We start from the raw sequence: 19886 nt of genomic DNA, 5'->3' as shown, positions 1-19886 counted from the left end.
AAGACAATGAAAATGATGAACTCTGAACAAAAACATACAGATTTTTCCCTATATACTTTTGAAGAATTCCTTCAGAATGATTTCTTTATTTCTTCCATGAATTATCCTACGGAAGAAACACAGAAGTTCTGGGATGAATTTGAACAGATGAATCCTTCTAATATAGATGAATATATAGCAGCAAAAAGATATTTGGAGTTTTTTTCAAAAGAGAAAGAAGAAGTACTTTCAAACGAGGAAACGGATGATTTATGGACTCGTATTCAGGCAACCAATATAAATAAGGAGAAGGCGAAACGTAAGAACTATTTCTTAATAGGATTGAGCTCGGCGGCTAGTGTTGCTATTCTTGTGGGATGTTTCTTCTTATTAAAGAGTTATTCTTCGGTGCTGGATCCGGATATTGCCACTTTTGCAGTGAATACCAAAGCTGATTTGCCTCTGACGGAAGAAACACTGTTGATTTTGGCGGAAGATAACGTAGTGAGCCTGAAAGAAAAAGAAACGGAGATTACGTATGATTCCGTAGAAATCAAAACAAATCAGGAAAGTATACAAAAGGAAAAATCGGCTGCTTACAATCAATTGGTCATTCCGCGTGGAAAGCGATCGGTATTGACGTTTGCCGATGGATCTAAAGTCTGGGTGAATGCCGGCACGAGAGTGATTTATCCGGTAGAGTTTGAAAAAGATAAACGGGAAATCTATGTGGACGGAGAAATCTACATAGAAGTAGCCAGAGATGAAAACCGCCCTTTCTATGTGCGGACCAAAGATATGAATGTCAGGGTGCTTGGTACTAAATTTAATGTAACGGCGTATGAGTCGGAAGCAATTAGAAGTGTAGTGCTGGCGCAAGGATGTGTTCAGGTAGAGACAGCCCGGACTCCGAAAGCGATTTTGGCTCCTAATCAGATGTTCAGTTCCGCCGATGGAAAGGAAAATATATCACAAGTAGATGTAGAACAGGCAATATCGTGGATAAATGGACTCTATTGTTTCCAAAGTGCCGATTTGGGAATAGTCTTGCAACGCCTGTCTACCTATTATGGTGTGAATGTAGAATTTGACCCAGCGCTAAGTAAAATAAAATGTTCCGGAAAAATCGATTTGAAAGACAACTTTGAAACAGTTATTAATGGATTAACCTTTGTTGCACCAATTTCTTATGCCTATGATGAACAATATAAAACGTATCGAGTAGTAAAGAAATAGATATAAAAAAATAAGATAATAAACTAATCTAACTCCCGTATTTTATGGTAATTATTGAAGAGAGTGGATGATACGAACTATCATCCAGATGGGACTTGTGTGCCTATGAATGTTTATATACAGAAAATAATATTATGAGAAATTTTTAACATGTTTAATATGAAAAATGCAATTAGAGAACGAAAGAGTAAGGTTCTCGGGCTATTCCTGTGCTTTTTACTTCTCGGAATAGACTACTCTTTCGCAAGTTACAACAATTATTCTCAATTTAAGACTCTTTCGGTCAGCATGAGTAACTCGACGTTGAGAGAAGTGCTTAAAACAATAGAGAAAAGTAGTCAATTTGTTTTCTTCTATTTAGATGACGCTGTCAACTTAGAACGTAAGGTATCTATCGATAGTAAGAATAAGAATATAGAAGAAATTCTTTCTGAACTTTTCGAAGGTACTTCGTGTACTTATCGGATCTCTGACAGGCAAATATTTATTTCCGGAAAAGCCCCTGCTTCAACCGAACAGCAACAGAATAAGCGGAAAATATCCGGACGTGTCACTGATATAAAAGGAGAGCCGCTTATTGGGGTCAACGTTACTGTGGATGGAGATGCAAACGGTTCGATTACGAATATGGATGGTTTGTATGAGATATTCGTAACCAAGAAGAGTGTAGTGCTTAAATTTACCTATATCGGGTTTAAAACTTCTGAAATACGAACCAATGCCTCCACCAACATTTATGATGTCACCTTGGAAGAACAGGTCAACGAATTGGAAGAGACTGTTATTGTGGGGTATGGTACCCAGCGTAAAATAAGTAATATCGGTGCACAGTCTTCCATGAAGATGGAAGATATTAAGACGCCTTCTGCCAGTTTAACAACTACATTGGCAGGTCGTTTGGCGGGTGTTGTGGCTGTACAACGTACAGGAGAACCGGGAAAAGATGCTGCTGATATCTGGATTCGTGGAATTTCCACTCCCAACACTTCTTCTCCGCTGGTATTGGTGGATGGAGTGGAACGTTCGTTCAATGACATCGATCCGGAAGATATTGAATCGTTGACAACGTTGAAAGATGCATCAGCAACAGCTGTGTATGGTGTACGTGGTGCCAATGGCGTAATTTTGATTAAAACCAAACCGGGAAAGGTAGGAAAACCGACAGTGAGCGCGGATTATTATGAATCGTTTACCCGTTTCACGAAGATGGTCGATTTGGCAGACGGTATCACTTATATGAATGCAGCCAACGAGGCAATGCGTAATGACGGTATTGCTACGAAATATACAGAAGATCAGATACGTAACACGATTGCCGGTAAGGATCCTTATCTATATCCGAATGTGGATTGGTTGAAAGAAATCTTTAATGATTGGGGACATAATCGCCGTGTGAATGTAAATGTACGCGGTGGTAGCGAGAAAGTCGCTTATTATGCATCAGTCAGCTACTTTAATGAGACAGGTATGACGGTGACTGATAAGAATATCGACACCTATGATTCTAAAATGAAATATAGCCGTTACAACTTTACTACCAATTTGAATATCGACGTAACTCCTACTACTAAGGTCGAGATCGGTGCGCAAGGTTATCTGGGAGAAGGAAACTATCCGGCCATCTCTTCTGCCGATTTGTATAATGCGGCAATGTCTATCTCACCGGTTGAATATCCGAAGATGTTCTTTGTTAACGGAGAAGCCTTTGTGCCGGGAACTTCAACCAATAACAACTTTAATAACCCTTATTCACAGGCTACACGTCGTGGTTATGACAACCTGACGAAAAATCAGATTTACTCTAATTTGCGCGTCACACAGGATTTGGATATGCTCACGAAAGGACTGAAACTGACTGCTATGTATGCATTCGACGTATACAATGAGATACATGTACATCAGGACCGTGCGGAGTCTACCTACAACTTCCTGGACACTAGTGTTCCTTACGATATGAATGGACAACCTATTCTGCAACGTATTTATGAAGGAAGTAACGTGTTAAGTTATAAACAGGAAACGAGTGGTAACAAAAAGACTTATTTGGAGGCTTCCTTGAATTATGACCGGACATTCAACGACGATCATCGTGTTAGTGCGTTATTCCTGTTCAATCAGCAATCCAAACTATTATATCCAAAAGGGACATTGGAAGATGCGATTCCGTATCGTATGATGGGTATTGCCGGTCGTGCCACTTATTCATGGAAAGACCGTTACTTCGCAGAGTTCAACATCGGTTATAACGGTGCCGAGAACTTTTCGCCTAAACATCGTTTCGGAACTTTCCCTGCATTTGGTGTAGGATGGGTTGTTTCAAATGAGAAATTCTGGCAACCTTTGTCGAAGGCAGTTTCTTTCTTGAAGATACGTTATACAGATGGTAAAGTGGGTAATAGCGAAGTTTCCGACCGTCGTTTCATGTATCTGGATCAGATGAAAGAAAATGGAGACTATGGTTATAAATTCGGACCGAATGGAACTAAGTGGTCCGGTTATGAAACAGTGAATATGGCTGTTGACCTGATTTGGGAAGAATCTCGCAAACAAGACCTGGGTATTGACCTGAAGCTATTTAATGACGATCTGTCTATTGTATTCGACTTGTTTAAAGAACGTCGTGAAAACATCTTGTTGAAGCGTGAACATTCTATACCTTCATTCTTGGGATACAACACATCTGCTCCTTACGGAAACATCGGTATCATAGAAAATAAGGGATTTGACGGAACGATCGAGTATAACAAGCGTATCAATAAAGACTGGGTAATTGCGCTTCGTGGTAATGTCACCTTTAATAAGGATAAATGGATTCAGGGAGAATTGCCGGAACAGAAATACGAATGGATGAACCAATATGGGCACAACATCAATGGAGTGAAAGGATATGTTGCCGAGGGACTGTTCACTCAAGCTGAAATAGATGATATGGCACGCTGGGAATCTTTGTCGGATGCCAATAAAGCCATTACTCCCAAACCGTTTGCATCACAGTTTGGAACAGTAAAAGCCGGAGATATCAAATACAAGGATTTAAACAATGACGGTCAGATAGACGCATACGACCAGACTTACATTTCTCGTGGTGATGTGCCGACAACTGTCTATGGTTTCGGATTTACAGTAGGCTGGAAAGACTTGTCTGTGGGGATGATGTTCCAGGGCGTAGCAGGAGCCGAACGTGTTTTGAACGGTAGCAGCGTTAATCCGTTTAATGGCGGTGGTGGTAGTGGTAACCTTTACTCTAACATTGGTGACCGTTGGACAGAGGAAAATCCGGATCAGAATGCCTTTTATCCGCGTTTGTCTTATGGAAGTGAAACAACCAGTAATATTAATAACTTCCAGAAAAGTACCTGGTGGGTGCGTAACATGAACTTCCTGCGTTTGAAGACATTGCAGATCTCTTATAATCTGCCTAAACCCTGGGTGAATAAAGTTCATCTGAAGAATGCGGCTGTATATGTAATGGGAACTAACCTGTTCACTTTGAGTCGTTTCAAATTGTGGGATCCGGAGTTGAATACCGATAATGGTGCTTCTTATCCGAATACGACTTCTTATTCAGTTGGTATTAATTTCACATTCTAAACAAAAAGATAATGAAAAAATATAATTATATAATCGTTAGTTTGCTGGCGTGTTTCTTGACGACATCTTGTAATGACTATTTTGACCAGGTGCCTGATGACCGTTTATCACTCAAGGAGATTTTCACAACCAGAGATGGAGCCTTGCGGTATCTTTCGAACGTATACACATTCTTACCGGATGAATTTAACCAACGTCAGGTGCACGAAACAAGTCTGTACCGTACTCCCGGTCCCTGGACAGGCTCCAGCGACGAAGCAGAGTGGACAAATGACAATAAAGGGAAATTGATAAATAACAATTCAATCGATGCTACCGAAGGAACGATGGTATTGTATCGCTGGAAGAGCTGGTTTTCAGGTATTCATGAAGCGGCAGTATTTACAGAAAATGTAGATCAGGCACCGCTGACTGTTACAGAAAGAAATCAATGGAAAGCGGAAGCAAGAGCTTTGCGGGCGATCTACTATTTTTATTTAGTACGTACTTATGGTCCGGTTCCTTTGCTTGAAAAGGACTTCCCGATGGATACTCCGAGCGATGAGTTGCAACTCCCGCGTAATACGGTAGACGAGTGTTTCGATTTTATCGTATCAGAACTGAAAGGTGCGCAAAACGATGGTTTACTGGATGATGCTTCTACCGACAAAGTGTCCGGATATGGCCGTATTGATAAGGCGATTGCACAGGCGTTTATCATCGAGGCATTGACTTATCGTGCCAGCTGGTTGTTTAATGGAGAGTGCAATTACTATTCAGACTTGGCTAATACGGACGGAACAAAACTGTTCCCTAACAAACCGGACGAAGCTACCAAACGTGCCAATTGGCAGAAAGTGATTAATGAATGTAACACTTTCTTCTCTAATTACGGAAGTCGTTATCATTTGATGTATACCAATAAGGACGGTGTTTCTGTTTCCGGTCCGGACTCGGAAGGCTTCAGCCCGACGGAATCTTATCGCCGTGCAGTAAGAACCCTGTTTTCTGAAATGGGTAACAATAAAGAAATGATTTTCTATCGTTTGGATAATGCTGCCGGAACCATGCAGTACGACCGTATGCCGAATAGATCCGGTAATACGACCAACTATAGAGGTGGTAGCTTGTTGGGAGCAACCCAAGAAATGGTAGATGCCTATTTCATGTCAAACGGAGAATCTCCTATTTCCGGTTATAGTGCTGACGGAGTCACTCCGATTATCAACGAAAAATCCGATTATGTAGAAGAGGGAGTTTCTACAACAGAATACAAAGGAACAGACGGTACCTTATATGCACCGACAGGAACCAGAATGATGTATGTTAATCGTGAACCTCGTTTTTATGTAGACATTACCTTTAGTAATTCAAAATGGTTTGATGGAACAGAAGGCGATTATATAGTAGATTTCACTTATAGCGGAAGTTGTGGTAAAGAACAAGGTAGCAATGACTATACAAGTACAGGTTATTTGGTGCGCAAAGGAATGGATTCCGGCGACCGTAACCAGAACTTGGTTTGTGTGCTCTTGCGTCTGACTAATATTTATTTTGACTATATCGAAGCGCTTGCGCATGTCAGCCCGACTCATGAAGACATCTGGACGTATATGAACATGATCCGTAAGCGTGCGGGTATTCCGGGATACGGTGAAACAGTCAATCTGCCTAAACCGACTACAACGGAAGAAGTCATGGAGCTGATTCGTAAGGAGAAACGCATTGAATTGAGTTTCGAAAACTGCCGTTATTTTGATGTACGTCGCTGGGGATTGGTAAATGAGTATTTCAACAAGGCAATTCACGGTATGAATGTCAATTATGACGGAAATGAATTCTTCAAACGTACGGAGATTGTGAAGCGTATTTTTGACCGTCAGTACTTCTTCCCCATACCACAGGGCGAAATTGATATTGATAAAAACTTGGTTCAGAATACAGGATTCTAAATACTGATTATAAAATAGAAATTATGATGAAACAATATATTTTCTCTGCAGTTTGTCTCATGTCCGGTGTCCTTTGTATGTCCTCTTGCAATGAGGATAAACAGGCAAAGCCATATACTCCGGATTACGAGATTGTACCGGAGTATACCAATGCGGATACCTGGACTGCCTATGAAGCATTTAATGATAACTTGCTGGACCCCGATAAGAACATTTATAAAACAAGTACCGCTTATACTGCTGCTACCGACCGTAATAACGGAGCTGCCGCTATCTGGTGCCAGCCGATCTATTGGGATATGGCCATGAACGCATATAAACGTGCAAAAGCGGAAGGAGATACGGAAAGAGAAAACAAATACAAGCAGTTGTGTGATGATTTGTTTGCCGGAAATAAAGCACATTATGTAAACTTTGATTTCGACGATAATAATGAGAATACCGGCTGGTTTATCTATGATGATATACAGTGGTGGACCATTACTTTGGCACGTGCTTACGAATTATTTAAAGTGGAAGAGTATCGCAGTCTGGCAGAAGCAAGTTTTGCACGTGTATGGTACGGTTCTCCCCGCGTAGGTGATACGGGTTCTTATGCAGATCCTGAAAAGAATTTGGGTGGAGGTATGTTCTGGCAATGGCAGCCTATCGGCAATCCGAATGAAAATGCTGCCGGTGATGGTAAGATGGCTTGTATCAATTTCCCGACTGTGGTAGCTGCATTGACCCTTTATAACAATGTTCCTACCGATCGTGTGGCTGATCCGAATCCGGAAAGCTGGAGTAATAAGTACGGTGATTTTACCCGTCCGCATTATGAAACGAAGGAAGCTTATCTGGCAAAAGGAAAAGAAATCTATGAATGGGCTGTGAAGAATCTGGTAGACAGCAATACCGGAGAGGTTGCCGACAGCAAGCATGGTGAAGGCAATCCGGCATGGTCGGACCATGTATACAATCAGGCCACTTTTATCGGAGCTTCATTATTGCTTTATAAAGCTACCGGTGAGAAAACATATTTGGACAATGCAATTTTAGGAGCTGACTATACAATGAATACCATGTCCGAAACGTACGATTTACTGCCGTTCGAGAGTGGCGTGGAACAGGGTATTTATACCGCTATCTTTGCGGAATACATGGCCATGCTGGTAAATGATTGTGGCCAGACCCAGTACGTACCGTTCTTGAAACGTAACATTAATTACGGCTGGGCTAATCGCGACCAGACACGTAATTTGTGTGGTGGCGAATATCATAAGGCACAGATAGAAGGTGCTACTATTGACAGCTATAGTGCATCCGGAATACCGGCATTGATGTTGTTGTTTCCGGCAGATAAATAATTGTAACCCATAAAAAAGAAGAATAATGAATACGAAATATTCAAATTGGAAAATGTGGTATTATGTGTTATGCATGGTACTGACACTTCAATTGGCGGCTTGTTCTGAAGAAACGCATGACGAGTATACTGCGGCTCCTGAAATAGAAGATACCTATATCGACCAACTGGATGCATTGATTGCTGAAATGACCGATTTGCAGCAAAATTCAGACTACGGAGATAAGAAAGGACAGTACCCCACCGAAAGCCGGGCAATTCTGACAGATGCGATAGATGATGCCAATCGTGCGGTACTTTTAATCAAATATCAGCAACCCTCTCCGTCGGAAAGTGAGAAACAACGCTATGTGGCAGAAGCCAAGGCGTCTATGGAACAGTTCAAGAGTACGATCCGTACAGAAGACGCTGAAACAACACCGGCTGAACTGTTTGTGGACGGACGTGGTGATGGTGGTTCTTATATCGATTTCGGACGTAGCGAAGAATATGTCAATTTCGGAACCGAAGGAAATCAAGCCTTTACTGTTGAGTTTTGGGTGAAAGTAACCAAAGGTGGTGGAAAAGACCAGAATGTGTTCCTGTCAACTTACATGGGCGGTGACGGATGGCGTAACGGCTGGATGATGTACTGGCGTAATGCGGACGGTGGTATTTATCGTGCAACTTGGGGCGAAACAGGAGGAAATATCTGTGAACCGTCACTAAAGGCACCGGAAGATGGAGAATGGCAACATTTCTTGTTTGTGTACAGTGATAAAGGCTTGCCGGGCAGTCCGGAGCTTCGTGCGAAATTGTATGTGAACGGAGAAGTGAAAACAACCGAGGGAAGCGTGGGTAACAGGTTCTATAATTCGAGCAACTATGCCAACTATAATGCACCGATGACCGCTTTCGGACGTTATATGCGTACTAGTGATAATCTGTTTGAAGAAGGCTTTGCCGGTTATATGAAAAAAATCCGTATCTGGAAGAGCGCAAAGGATAACGAATATGTTCAGAATTCTTATAACGGAACGGCTGAAGTGACGGGTAAAGAAGCAGATTTGGCGGCAGCATGGGATTTCATGACCAAACCTTCCGGTTCGGGTAATGAAGTAATAGACCTGACAGGTCGTCATACTGCTAAGATTATCGGTACTTACGAGTGGCAACGTATTGTTGAATAATAATGTAAAAACGATGAAAAACATGAAATGTTTAACTAATAAATGGAGAGAGGGAGCAATGCTCCTCTCTTTCCTCCTGATTTCTAGTCTGGCAGGGATATTTACCGCTTGTGACGATATTGAAGACGAGTATATGACAGATACACAATTAAGTATCTTACAGGAAAGCCGTGCGTCATTGAGCTATTTATTGAAGAATTCAACCTACGGAACTGCTCCCGGGACATATCCTGAAACCGGAAAGGATATATTAAATGCTGCTATTACCGAGTTGGATGCACTGATAACACGGGTAGAAGCTGGTGAGGAACTGGATGAAACAACTTTGGAAACTGCTGTAGCAAAGGTAAATCAAGCGATTGACGAGTTTAAAAATTCAAAATATTACAATCTGTCTCCGGAAGCACAGCAATATATCAATAATTTACTGGCTAAGGCGGATGAAATACTTGCAATCGTTAATGATGAAACGAAGTGGGGAAATCATCAGGGACAATATCCGGTAGAAAATAAGTCGGTTTTGGAGAGTGCAGCTAAAGATTTGGAAAGTCTGGCTGAAAGAATCAAATCCGGTTCCATCACAGATATGACGCAGGAGATTTATGATGAGACTATTGCTGCTGCCGATAAGAAAGTAGAAGAAGTTGAAGATTCTGCATGGCCGGATAACAGTCAGATTACCTGGAATCTGTTTGTAGATGGAAATGCCGGTTCCTATATAGACTTTGGTTATAGTGAGGATTATGTGAAGTTTGGAGAGGATGACAATCAGGCATTTACGATTGAACTTTGGGTGAATATCAAAGAATATTGCAATAAACAGGGAGAAGACAACTGTACTTTCCTTTCTACCATGACCAACGATCCTTATTGGAGCGGATGGCGTGCTCAGGATCGTACAAAGGGATTGTTGAGAACAATGGTTGCTCACTGGCAAGATAATAATCACACAAATCCACAAGAATGGGAACCGGGATGGAAAAAGTCGGACAACTGGACCAAAGATCGTTGGACGCATTATGCATTCCTCTTCAGGGATAAGGGATTGCCGGGATTTGATACTCCGACAGATGTGAAGTGTTATTCCATGATTGACGGTACGAGACAGGGTGAAATCATTCGTGTGGGTGAGTCCTGGAGAACGTATATCAATGAACAATCTATAGCTAATAAGGTCCACATGACCGGATTCTGTATGATGGACAATAATGGAAATCGTAACGAATGGTTCTCCGGTTACATAAAGAAGATCCGTATCTGGAAAACAAATCGGACAGAAAATCAGGTATATGCTTCTTATATGGGTAATGAAGAAGGTGTAAGTGCTGATAATCCGAATTTGGTAGAAGCCTGGGATTTTGAAGTGAAAGGTGATCAGCCTACTCAAAGTGCTACCAGCACAATAACAGGTTTGAAAGGCCATACGGCAACATTAGTTGGTGATAACTGGCAATGGATTGAATCCACAGACATTACAGATAACAAATAATTGTTTACCGGAATGAGTTTTCAATAGGTAGATTAAATATTCCCCTTATCTCTGTCATAAGGACAGAGTGAGGGGGAATTATTCTCCAATAACCCTTTATTAATCCTTTATTTTTATTGTAGAAAAGTGTTTTGGTCTGTATTTGTTCTTTATTGAATAAATATTATCGTTTTTTTTCAGCTATTTCTGCAATCTTTGTAACAGGAAAAATACTATAAACTTATAAACTATCATGAAAGGCAAAATTCTTTTAGCTCTGACACTACTATTGGGAGCATCAACTACTATATGGGCAGTCGGCAATTCAGGAAAAGCAAACCAGAAGAAGCACGCATATACGAACGAAGATGTATGGGCAGCTTATGAAGGATTTAATAATACACTACTAGACTCCAATAAATATATTTACAAGACAAATTCGTCCTATCCAAGTGCTGTTGACCGTGGCAATGGAGCAGCGGCTATCTGGTGTCAACCTATTTATTGGGATATGGCAATGAATGCTTATAAACTGGCAAAGGCACAGAAAGACAAAAAGAAAACGAATTACTATAAAACACTCTGCGAGAAAATATTCGCAGGGAACAAAGCGCAATATTGTCAGTTTGATTTTGATGATAACAATGAAAATACCGGCTGGTTCATCTACGATGACATCATGTGGTGGACTATCAGCCTGGCACGCGGCTACGAACTTTTTGGAGTGGATGAATATCTGAAACTCTCGGAAGCTAGTTTCAAACGGGTATGGTATGGCTCGGAAAAAGTCGGTGATACCGGCTCGTATGACAAAGAAAACGGAGGTATGTTTTGGCAATGGCAACCCATTCAAAATCCGAAACCGAATAAATTCGGTGATGGAAAGATGGCATGTATCAACTTTCCGACAGTTGTTGCAGCATTAACCCTCTACAATAACGTGCCTGAAAATAGAAAAGAATCGACCGACAAACGGCCGGATTATCAGACGAAAGCTCAATATCTTGCCAAAGGTAAAGAAATCTATGAATGGGGAGTGGAAAATCTCTTGGATAAAGCAACAGGAAAGATTGCCGATAGCCGTCATGGAAATGGCAATCCCGCATGGAAAGCACATGTATACAACCAGGCAACCTTTATCGGAGCGTCCATACTGCTTTATAAGGCGACCGGAGAGAAACGTTATCTGGACAATGCTATTCTGGCAGCAGACTATACAGTGAAAGATATGTCTGCAGAACATAAAGTGCTACCTTTCGAAGGTGGTATTGAACAGGGTATCTATACTGCCATCTTTGCGGAATATATGGCATGGTTGGTGTATGATTGCGGACAAACCCAATATCTCCCGTTCCTGAAACGTACCATCAAAACAGGTTGGGCAAACAGAGATAAGACACGGAACGTATGTGGAGGCGAATACTATAAAAAGTTGCCGGAAGGTGCGGAAATCGACAGTTATTCTGCTTCCGGTATACCGGCATTGATGCTTTTGTTTCCGGCTAAGAAATAAATAGAAAACGACGGAATTTGCGTAAAATAGATTAAATAAACAGGTGATTTAAATTATGAAACAACAACTGATGATGCTGTTACTGGGAACAGCTTCTGTATTTTGTAGCTGTGAGACCCAGGTAGAACAGCACGAGAAGAATGAATTACGTGCTCCGGCATATCCGCTGGTGACAATTGATCCTTATACTAGTGCATGGTCTACTACGGACAATCTATACGACAGTCCTGTAAAACATTGGACAGGCAAGGATTTTTCTTTACTTGGTGTTGCAAAAGTAGACGGACAAACCTACCGTTTCATGGGAACGGAAGAACTGGAACTACGTCCTTTGGTAAAGACATCCGAACAAGGTAGCTGGACAGGAAAGTATACCACTCAACAGCCTGCTGACGGATGGCAGAATGCCGGATTCAATGATAAAGCCTGGAAAGAAGGCGAAGCTGCCTTCGGAACCATGGAGAATGAACATACAGCAAAGACTCAATGGGGTGAAGAATTTATCTGGGTACGCCGGGTAGCTGATATTCAGGAAGACTTGACAGGAAAGAATGTATATCTTGAATTCTCTCATGACGATGATGCTATTATTTATATCAACGGCATCAAGGTAGTGGATACAGGCAATGCTTGTAAAAAGAACGAACGGGTGAAACTGTCGGAAGAAGTAGTAGCTTCTTTGAAACCGGGTGAAAATCTGATTGCAGGTTATTGTCATAACCGGGTAGGAAACGGACTGTTGGATTTCGGATTGCTGGTAGAACTGGACGGTTACCGTTCTTTCCATCAAACAGCGCAACAAACTTCTGTAGATGTACAACCCATGCAGACTTATTATACATTTACTTGCGGTCCGGTAGATTTGAAACTGACATTTACTGCTCCTATGTTTATGGATAATCTGGATTTGTTGTCACGTCCGGTCAACTACATTTCTTATGAAGTAGCTTCCAATGACGGTCAGAAACATCAGGTAGAGTTGTATTTCGAAGCATCTCCGCAATGGGCAATCGACCAACCTCACCAGGAATCTGTTGCCGACAGCTTTACTGACGGCGATTTGTTATTCCTTCGTACCGGAAGCCGCAATCAGGATATTCTGAAGAAAAAGGGTGATGATGTTCGTATCGACTGGGGACATTTCTATCTGGCAGCTGAAAAGGAAAACAGTACTTATGCAATCGGTGACGGCAGAGAGCTGCGCAAGAATTTCGTAGCCAATAAACTGGAAGCTCCTACCACAAACGGTTATGATAAACTGGCTTTGGTACGTTCATTGGGCGAAACACAAAAAGCTGATGGCCATCTGCTGATCGGATATGATGATATTTATTCTATCCAATACTTTGGTGATAACCTGCGTCCTTACTGGAACCGTGAGGGTAATGAAACGATTGTTTCCCAATTCCAGAAAGCGGAGAAAGAATACAAGACACAAATGAAGAACAGTGCTGCTTTCGACAAGAAACTGATGGAAGAAGCTACTGCTGCCGGTGGACGTAAATATGCCGAACTTTGTGCATTGGCTTATCGTCAGGCATTGGCTGCACATAAACTGGTACAGGCTCCGAACGGTGACTTGGTATTCCTTTCTAAGGAGAACTTCAGTAATGGTTCCATCGGAACAGTCGACCTGACTTATCCGGGAGCCCCGCTGCTTTTATACTACAATCCGGAATTGGTGAAAGCTACCATGAACCATATCTTCTATTATAGCGAAAGCGGAAAATGGGCGAAACCATTTGCTGCACATGATGTCGGTACTTATCCATTGGCTAACGGCCAGACTTATGGCGGTGATATGCCGGTAGAAGAATCGGGTAATATGGTAGTGTTGGCTGCTGCCATTGCAAAAGTAGAAGGTAATGCAGATTACGCACAGAAACATTGGGAAACCCTGACTACGTGGACAGACTATCTGGTAGAGAACGGACTTGATCCGGCCAACCAACTTTGTACCGATGACTTTGCAGGTCACTTTGCACACAATGCCAACCTTTCTATCAAAGCAATCATGGGTGTTGCTTCATACGGTTATCTGGCAGATATGCTGGGCAAGAAAGACGTGGCTGAAAAGTACACACAGAAAGCGAAAGAAATGGCTGCCGAATGGGTGAAAATGGCGGATGATGGTGACCACTATCGTCTCACATTTGACAAACCGGGAACATGGAGCCAGAAGTATAACTTGGTGTGGGATAAACTGTTGGATCTGCAAATCTTCCCTAAAAATGTTGCAGAAACGGAAATAGCTTACTATCTTTCGAAGCAAAATAAATATGGTCTTCCGTTGGATAACCGTGAAACATACACAAAGACCGACTGGATCATGTGGACAGCTACATTGGCAAATGACAAAGCTACCTTTGAAAAATTTATCGAACCCGTATATCTGTTTATGAACGTGACACCTAACCGTGTTCCGATGTCCGACTGGGTATTTACAGACGAACCGAATCAAAGAGGCTTCCAGGCACGTTCCGTTGTAGGTGGATATTATATCAAAATGCTTGAAGGAAAACTGATTAAATAAAACAAAATACCATGAAGAAACTAGCTCTATTCGCTTTTACGTTACTTAGTGCATGGGCTATGACTGCAAAAACAATTACCGGACCGGTGGACTATGTTAGTCCGCTGGTTGGTACGCAGTCAAAGCACGCATTATCTACCGGAAATACTTACCCTGCCATTGCGCTGCCTTGGGGAATGAACTTTTGGGTTCCGCAGACTGGTAAAATGGGTGATGGATGGGCCTATACGTATGACGCTGACAAGATCAGAGGATTCAAACAAACCCATCAGCCAAGTCCCTGGATCAATGATTACGGTCAATTTGCCATCATGCCGGTAACCGGTAAGGCAGTATTTAATCAGGATGAGCGTGCCAGTTGGTTCTCTCATAAAGCTGAAACGGCTACTCCTTATTATTATAAAGTATATCTTGCCGATCATGATGTAGTGACCGAAATTGCTCCGACAGAGAGAGCAGCTGCTTTCCGTTTCACTTTCCCCGAAAATGACCACTCTTATGTAGTGGTAGACGCCTTTGATAAAGGTTCGTTTGTGAAAGTAATCCCTTCGGAGAACAAGATTATCGGTTATACCACTAAAAACAGCGGTGGTGTTCCTGCCAACTTTAAAAACTACTTTGTACTGGTATTTGACAAACCGTTTACTTATACGGCTGCCGTAGCCAGTGGTGTGATTGACACCAACAAACTGGAAGCGACAGACAATCATGCCGGTGCACTGATCGGTTTCAAAACCCGCAAGGGCGAACAGGTAAATGTGCGTGTAGCTTCCTCTTTTATCAGCCCTGAACAGGCGGAACTGAACCTGAAAGAGCTGGGTACGGACAATGTTGAACAGATTGCAGCGAAAGGCCGCAAGATATGGAACGATGTACTGGGACGTATCGAAGTGAAAGACGATGATATCGACCATTTGCGTACATTCTACTCCTGCCTGTATCGTTCGGTATTGTTCCCCAGAAGTTTCTATGAGATAGATGCCAAAGGAGACGTGATGCACTACAGTCCTTATAATGGCGAAGTGCTTCCGGGCTATATGTTTACCGATACCGGTTTCTGGGATACGTTCCGTTGTCTTTTCCCATTCCTTAACCTGATGTATCCATCCATGAATACGAAGATGCAGGAAGGATTGGTAAACACTTATAAAGAAAGCGGATTCCTGCCGGAATGGGCAAGTCCGGGACACAGAGGTTGTATGGTTGGAAACAACTCCGCTTCCGTAGTTGCCGATGCTTACCTGAAAGGATTGAAAGGATACGATATTGAGACATTGTGGGAAGCCGTGAAACACGGAGCGAATGCAGTGCATCCGAATGTTCGTTCTACCGGACGATTAGGATATGAGTATTATAATAAGTTGGGATATGTGCCTTATAATGTGGGTATTAACGAGAATGCAGCCCGTACACTGGAATATGCATACGATGACTGGTGTATCTATCAATTGGGTAAAGCCTTGAAGAAACCGAAAAAAGAGATTGAAATCTTTGCAAAGCGTGCAATGAATTATAAGAATCTCTACGATCCCGAATACAAACTGATGCGTGGCAAGAATGAAGACGGTACATTCCAGTCTCCGTTCAATCCGTTGAAGTGGGGGGATGCCTTTACGGAAGGTAATAGTTGGCATTATACCTGGTCGGTATTCCATGATCCTCAAGGTCTGATTGACCTGATGGGCGGTAAAGACGGATTCAACCAGATGATGGACTCTGTATTTATTCTTCCTCCGATTTTCGATGAAAGTTATTATAGAGCCGTTATTCATGAAATCCGTGAAATGCAGATTATGAACATGGGCAACTATGCACATGGTAACCAACCGATTCAGCACATGCTTTATATGTACAACTATTCCGGCCAACCCTGGAAAGCGCAACATTGGATTCGTGAAGTGATGGACAAACTTTATACCCCTGCTCCCGACGGTTATTGCGGTGATGAGGACAACGGCCAGACTTCTGCCTGGTATGTATTCTCGGCAATGGGATTCTATCCGGTATGTCCGGGTACGGATGAATATGTTTTGGGTACTCCCTACTTCAAGGAGATGAAGCTGCATCTGGAAAACGGAAAGACGGTGACTATCTCTGCTCCGAATAACGGAGACGATAAACGTTACATTTCGTCGATGAAATTGAACGGTAAAGAATATACCAAAAACTATCTGACTCATCAGGATTTGTTGAATGGCGCTAGCATTTCTTTCAAGATGGATGCGAAACCCAATCAGCAACGTGGTACCAAAGAGACCGATTTCCCTTATTCTTTCTCTAACGAATTTAAAAAGAAGAAGTAATCATGAAGAAACAGATCAAATATATCAGCGCAGGTATGCTGGCAGGTATGCTTCTCTGTGGCGGGGAGCTACAAGCCTTCAACCGTATGACGGAAATGCATGTATGTCTGGCGGATGCTATTCAGAAAGATAACCGCCCGGAAATATCCAATCGTTTGTTCCGTTCCAATGCGGTAGAGAAGGAGATTCTCCGTGTACAGAAACTTTTGAAGAATGCGAAGTTGGCATGGATGTTTACCAACTGTTTCCCGAATACGCTGGACACCACTGTACATTTCCGTAAAGGAAGCGATGGCAAACCGGATACGTTCGTATATACGGGCGATATTCACGCCATGTGGCTACGCGACTCCGGTGCGCAGGTATGGCCTTATGTGCAATTAGCTAATGCAGATCCTGAACTGAAAGAAATGCTGGCAGGTGTTATTCTCCGTCAGTTTAAATGTATCAATATCGATCCGTACGCGAATGCTTTTAATGACGGCGCTATTCCTGACGGTCATTGGATGAGTGACCTTACAGACATGAAACCGGAATTGCACGAACGTAAATGGGAAATAGATTCCTTGTGTTATCCGTTGCGTTTGGCTTATCATTACTGGAAGACTACCGGAGATGCGAGCATATTCGACGAAGAATGGATTCAGGCAATCACTAATGTACTGAAAACATTCAAAGAGCAACAACGCAAAGACGGAGTAGGTCCTTATAAATTCCAACGTAAGACGGAACGTGCACTGGATACTGTGAGCAATGACGGTCTGGGAGCACCGGTGAAACCAGTCGGTTTGATTGTTTCCAGTTTCCGTCCTTCGGACGATGCTACTACGCTTCAATTCCTGATTCCTTCCAATTTCTTTGCCGTATCTTCTTTGCGTAAGGCAGCCGAGATTTTGGAGAAGGTAAACAAGAAGACAGCTTTGTCTAAAGAATGTAAGGACTTGGCGCAGGAGGTGGAAACAGCTTTAAAGAAATATGCGGTGTATAACCATCCTAAATATGGTAAAATCTATGCATTCGAGGTAGATGGTTTTGGAAATCATCATCTGATGGACGATGCCAATGTGCCGAGTTTGCTTGCGATGCCTTATCTGGGTGATGTGAATGTGAACGATCCGATTTATCAGAATACCCGCCGTTTTGTGTGGAGTGAGGACAATCCTTATTTCTTTAAAGGCAAGGCAGGCGAAGGAATCGGCGGACCGCATATCGGTTACGATATGGTGTGGCCTATGAGTATTATGATGAAAGCCTTCACAAGTCAGAATGATGCTGAAATCAAGACTTGCATTAAGATGTTGATGGACACGGATGCTGACACCGGCTTTATGCACGAATCTTTCCATAAGGATAATCCGAAGAAATTTACCCGTGCATGGTTTGCCTGGCAGAATACTCTTTTCGGTGAGTTGATTTTGAAGCTGGTTAATGAAGGAAAGGTAGATTTATTGAATAGTATACAGTAATATGCTGACATAGTAAATTGAACGCGGATAACGCGGATGATGCGGCTCTTTTTCTGATGCAAAATTAGAAAAAACGCGTTATCCGCGTCGTCTGCATCTAAATATGAATAGCTGAAAACTAATATTAAAAAAAAACAATTGTATCATGAAAAAGTTATGTGTATGGGCAGTTGCCGCCCTTTTAATGGCAGCTTGTACTCCGAAAGCTGAAAAGGCTACAGATTCCGGTTTATTGCAGAGTAAATTCCAGACAGAAGTGGATGGAAAGAAGACTGATTTGTTCACTCTGCGTAACAAGAACAACATGGAAGTTTGTATCACGAACTTCGGTGGACGTATTGTTTCAGTGATGGTTCCCGACAAAGACGGACAGATGCGTGACGTTGTTCTCGGTTTCGATTCTATTCAGGACTATATCAGCAAGCCTTCGGATTTCGGTGCGACTATCGGACGTTATGCCAATCGTATCAATCAGGGACAGTTCACCTTGGATGGTGTAGAATATCAGCTTCCCCGCAATAACTACGGTCATTGTTTGCACGGCGGACCGCAAGGATTCCAATACCGGGTGTTTGATGCAGAATTGTTGAATCCGCAGGAATTGCAGTTGACTTACCGTGCAGAAGACGGTGAAGAAGGTTTTCCGGGAAACATCACTTGTAAGGTAGTGATGAAACTGACGGACGATAATGCCATCGATATTCAATACGAAGCGGAAACAGACAAACCGACGATTGTAAATATGACCAACCACTCTTATTTTAACCTTGAAGGCGATGCAGGCAACAATTCCGGTCATCTGTTGATGGTGGATGCGGACTATTATACTCCGGTGGATAGTACTTTCATGACAACTGGCGAGATCGTTCCGGTAGAAGGAACTCCGATGGATTTCCGCACCCCGACTCCGGTAGGCGAACGTATCAACGACTATGATTTCGTACAGCTGAAAAATGGCAATGGCTACGACCACAACTGGGTATTGAACACAAAAGGCGACGTAACCCGTAAATGCGCTTCTTTGAAATCACCGAAGACTGGCATCGTACTCGACGTTTATACTAACGAACCGGGTATTCAGGTATATGCAGGTAATTTCCTCGATGGTTCACTGACAGGAAAGAAAGGCATTACTTACAACCAACGTGCTTCCGTATGTCTCGAAACACAGAAATATCCGGATACTCCGAACAAACCGGAATGGCCGTCGGCTGTACTTCGCCCGGGCGAAAAGTATACAAGCCAATGTATCTTCAAATTCTCTGTTGATAAATAATGGATTTATGAATGAGCTCCCTGCTTTCGGTTGCGAGAGTAGCGGAGCTTGATAAGTCTGTTATCAGACTGCTCTT

The 19886-nt window shown here is 42.5% G+C and carries 11 protein-coding genes; all 11 read left to right on the top strand.

The genetic code is table 11. The annotated features are described in order from the left end of the window. Positions 1–12: 12 nt before the first annotated feature. The 11 genes from KSX81_RS09915 to KSX81_RS09865 all read left to right on the top strand — a co-directional run bounded on the left by KSX81_RS09915 (position 13) and on the right by KSX81_RS09865 (position 19810). Complete coding sequence (locus KSX81_RS09915) at positions 13–1215, top strand: FecR family protein (protein WP_149940354.1); 1203 nt, start codon at positions 13–15, stop codon at positions 1213–1215. Positions 1216–1374: 159 nt separating this feature from the next. Continuing rightward, positions 1375–4806 (top strand): TonB-dependent receptor, encoded by a 3432-nt coding sequence (locus tag KSX81_RS09910; RefSeq protein ID WP_149952607.1) that lies wholly within the window; start codon positions 1375–1377, stop codon positions 4804–4806. Between the two features lie 11 nt (positions 4807–4817). Next, on the top strand, positions 4818–6737 hold the full coding sequence (locus KSX81_RS09905; protein WP_195402004.1) for a RagB/SusD family nutrient uptake outer membrane protein: 1920 nt from the start codon (positions 4818–4820) through the stop codon (positions 6735–6737). 23 nt (positions 6738–6760) lie between these two features. Beyond that, entirely contained in the window at positions 6761–8083 is a 1323-nt protein-coding gene (locus tag KSX81_RS09900) for a glycoside hydrolase family 76 protein (protein WP_004299533.1), read from the top strand. Positions 8084–8108: 25 nt separating this feature from the next. Further along, positions 8109–9251, top strand: coding sequence for a DUF4972 domain-containing protein (locus KSX81_RS09895; RefSeq protein ID WP_052587962.1), 1143 nt, complete (start codon positions 8109–8111; stop codon positions 9249–9251). Positions 9252–9273: 22 nt separating this feature from the next. Next, positions 9274–10740 carry a DUF4972 domain-containing protein gene (locus KSX81_RS09890; protein ID WP_052587974.1) on the top strand — a complete coding sequence of 489 codons (1467 nt, stop codon included), beginning with the start codon at positions 9274–9276 and terminating at the stop codon, positions 10738–10740. A gap of 232 nt (positions 10741–10972) precedes the next feature. Then, a complete protein-coding gene (locus KSX81_RS09885) occupies positions 10973–12232 on the top strand; it encodes a glycoside hydrolase family 76 protein (RefSeq protein WP_004299536.1) in 1260 nt (419 codons plus the stop codon). 55 nt (positions 12233–12287) lie between these two features. After that, positions 12288–14765, top strand: a complete 2478-nt coding sequence (locus KSX81_RS09880) for a glutaminase domain-containing protein (protein ID WP_004299537.1) — start codon at positions 12288–12290, stop codon at positions 14763–14765. A gap of 11 nt (positions 14766–14776) precedes the next feature. After that, positions 14777–17068, top strand: coding sequence for a GH92 family glycosyl hydrolase (locus KSX81_RS09875; RefSeq protein WP_149940364.1), 2292 nt, complete (start codon positions 14777–14779; stop codon positions 17066–17068). Between the two features lie 47 nt (positions 17069–17115). Next, complete coding sequence (locus KSX81_RS09870) at positions 17116–18534, top strand: glycoside hydrolase family 125 protein (protein WP_229128410.1); 1419 nt, start codon at positions 17116–17118, stop codon at positions 18532–18534. Between the two features lie 145 nt (positions 18535–18679). Next, a complete protein-coding gene (locus KSX81_RS09865; RefSeq protein WP_004299540.1) occupies positions 18680–19810 on the top strand; it encodes an aldose epimerase family protein in 1131 nt (376 codons plus the stop codon). The last annotated feature ends 76 nt before the right edge of the window (positions 19811–19886 follow it).

Source organism: Bacteroides sp. MSK.18.37 (assembly GCF_019129155.2).
Classification (GTDB): domain Bacteria; phylum Bacteroidota; class Bacteroidia; order Bacteroidales; family Bacteroidaceae; genus Bacteroides; species Bacteroides ovatus.
This window is presented reverse-complemented; position numbering and strand designations above follow the sequence as displayed.

Bases quoted from the DNA above. Each gene is read 5' to 3' on its own strand.
- KSX81_RS09915 (WP_149940354.1), top strand. From the start codon at position 13: ATGATGAACTCTGAACAAAAACATACAGATTTTTCCCTATATACTTTT.
- KSX81_RS09910 (WP_149952607.1), top strand. From the start codon at position 1,375: ATGAAAAATGCAATTAGAGAACGAAAGAGTAAGGTTCTCGGGCTATTC.
- KSX81_RS09905 (WP_195402004.1), top strand. From the start codon at position 4,818: ATGAAAAAATATAATTATATAATCGTTAGTTTGCTGGCGTGTTTCTTG.
- KSX81_RS09900 (WP_004299533.1), top strand. From the start codon at position 6,761: ATGATGAAACAATATATTTTCTCTGCAGTTTGTCTCATGTCCGGTGTC.
- KSX81_RS09895 (WP_052587962.1), top strand. From the start codon at position 8,109: ATGAATACGAAATATTCAAATTGGAAAATGTGGTATTATGTGTTATGC.
- KSX81_RS09890 (WP_052587974.1), top strand. From the start codon at position 9,274: ATGAAATGTTTAACTAATAAATGGAGAGAGGGAGCAATGCTCCTCTCT.
- KSX81_RS09885 (WP_004299536.1), top strand. From the start codon at position 10,973: ATGAAAGGCAAAATTCTTTTAGCTCTGACACTACTATTGGGAGCATCA.
- KSX81_RS09880 (WP_004299537.1), top strand. From the start codon at position 12,288: ATGAAACAACAACTGATGATGCTGTTACTGGGAACAGCTTCTGTATTT.
- KSX81_RS09875 (WP_149940364.1), top strand. From the start codon at position 14,777: ATGAAGAAACTAGCTCTATTCGCTTTTACGTTACTTAGTGCATGGGCT.
- KSX81_RS09870 (WP_229128410.1), top strand. From the start codon at position 17,116: ATGCTTCTCTGTGGCGGGGAGCTACAAGCCTTCAACCGTATGACGGAA.
- KSX81_RS09865 (WP_004299540.1), top strand. From the start codon at position 18,680: ATGAAAAAGTTATGTGTATGGGCAGTTGCCGCCCTTTTAATGGCAGCT.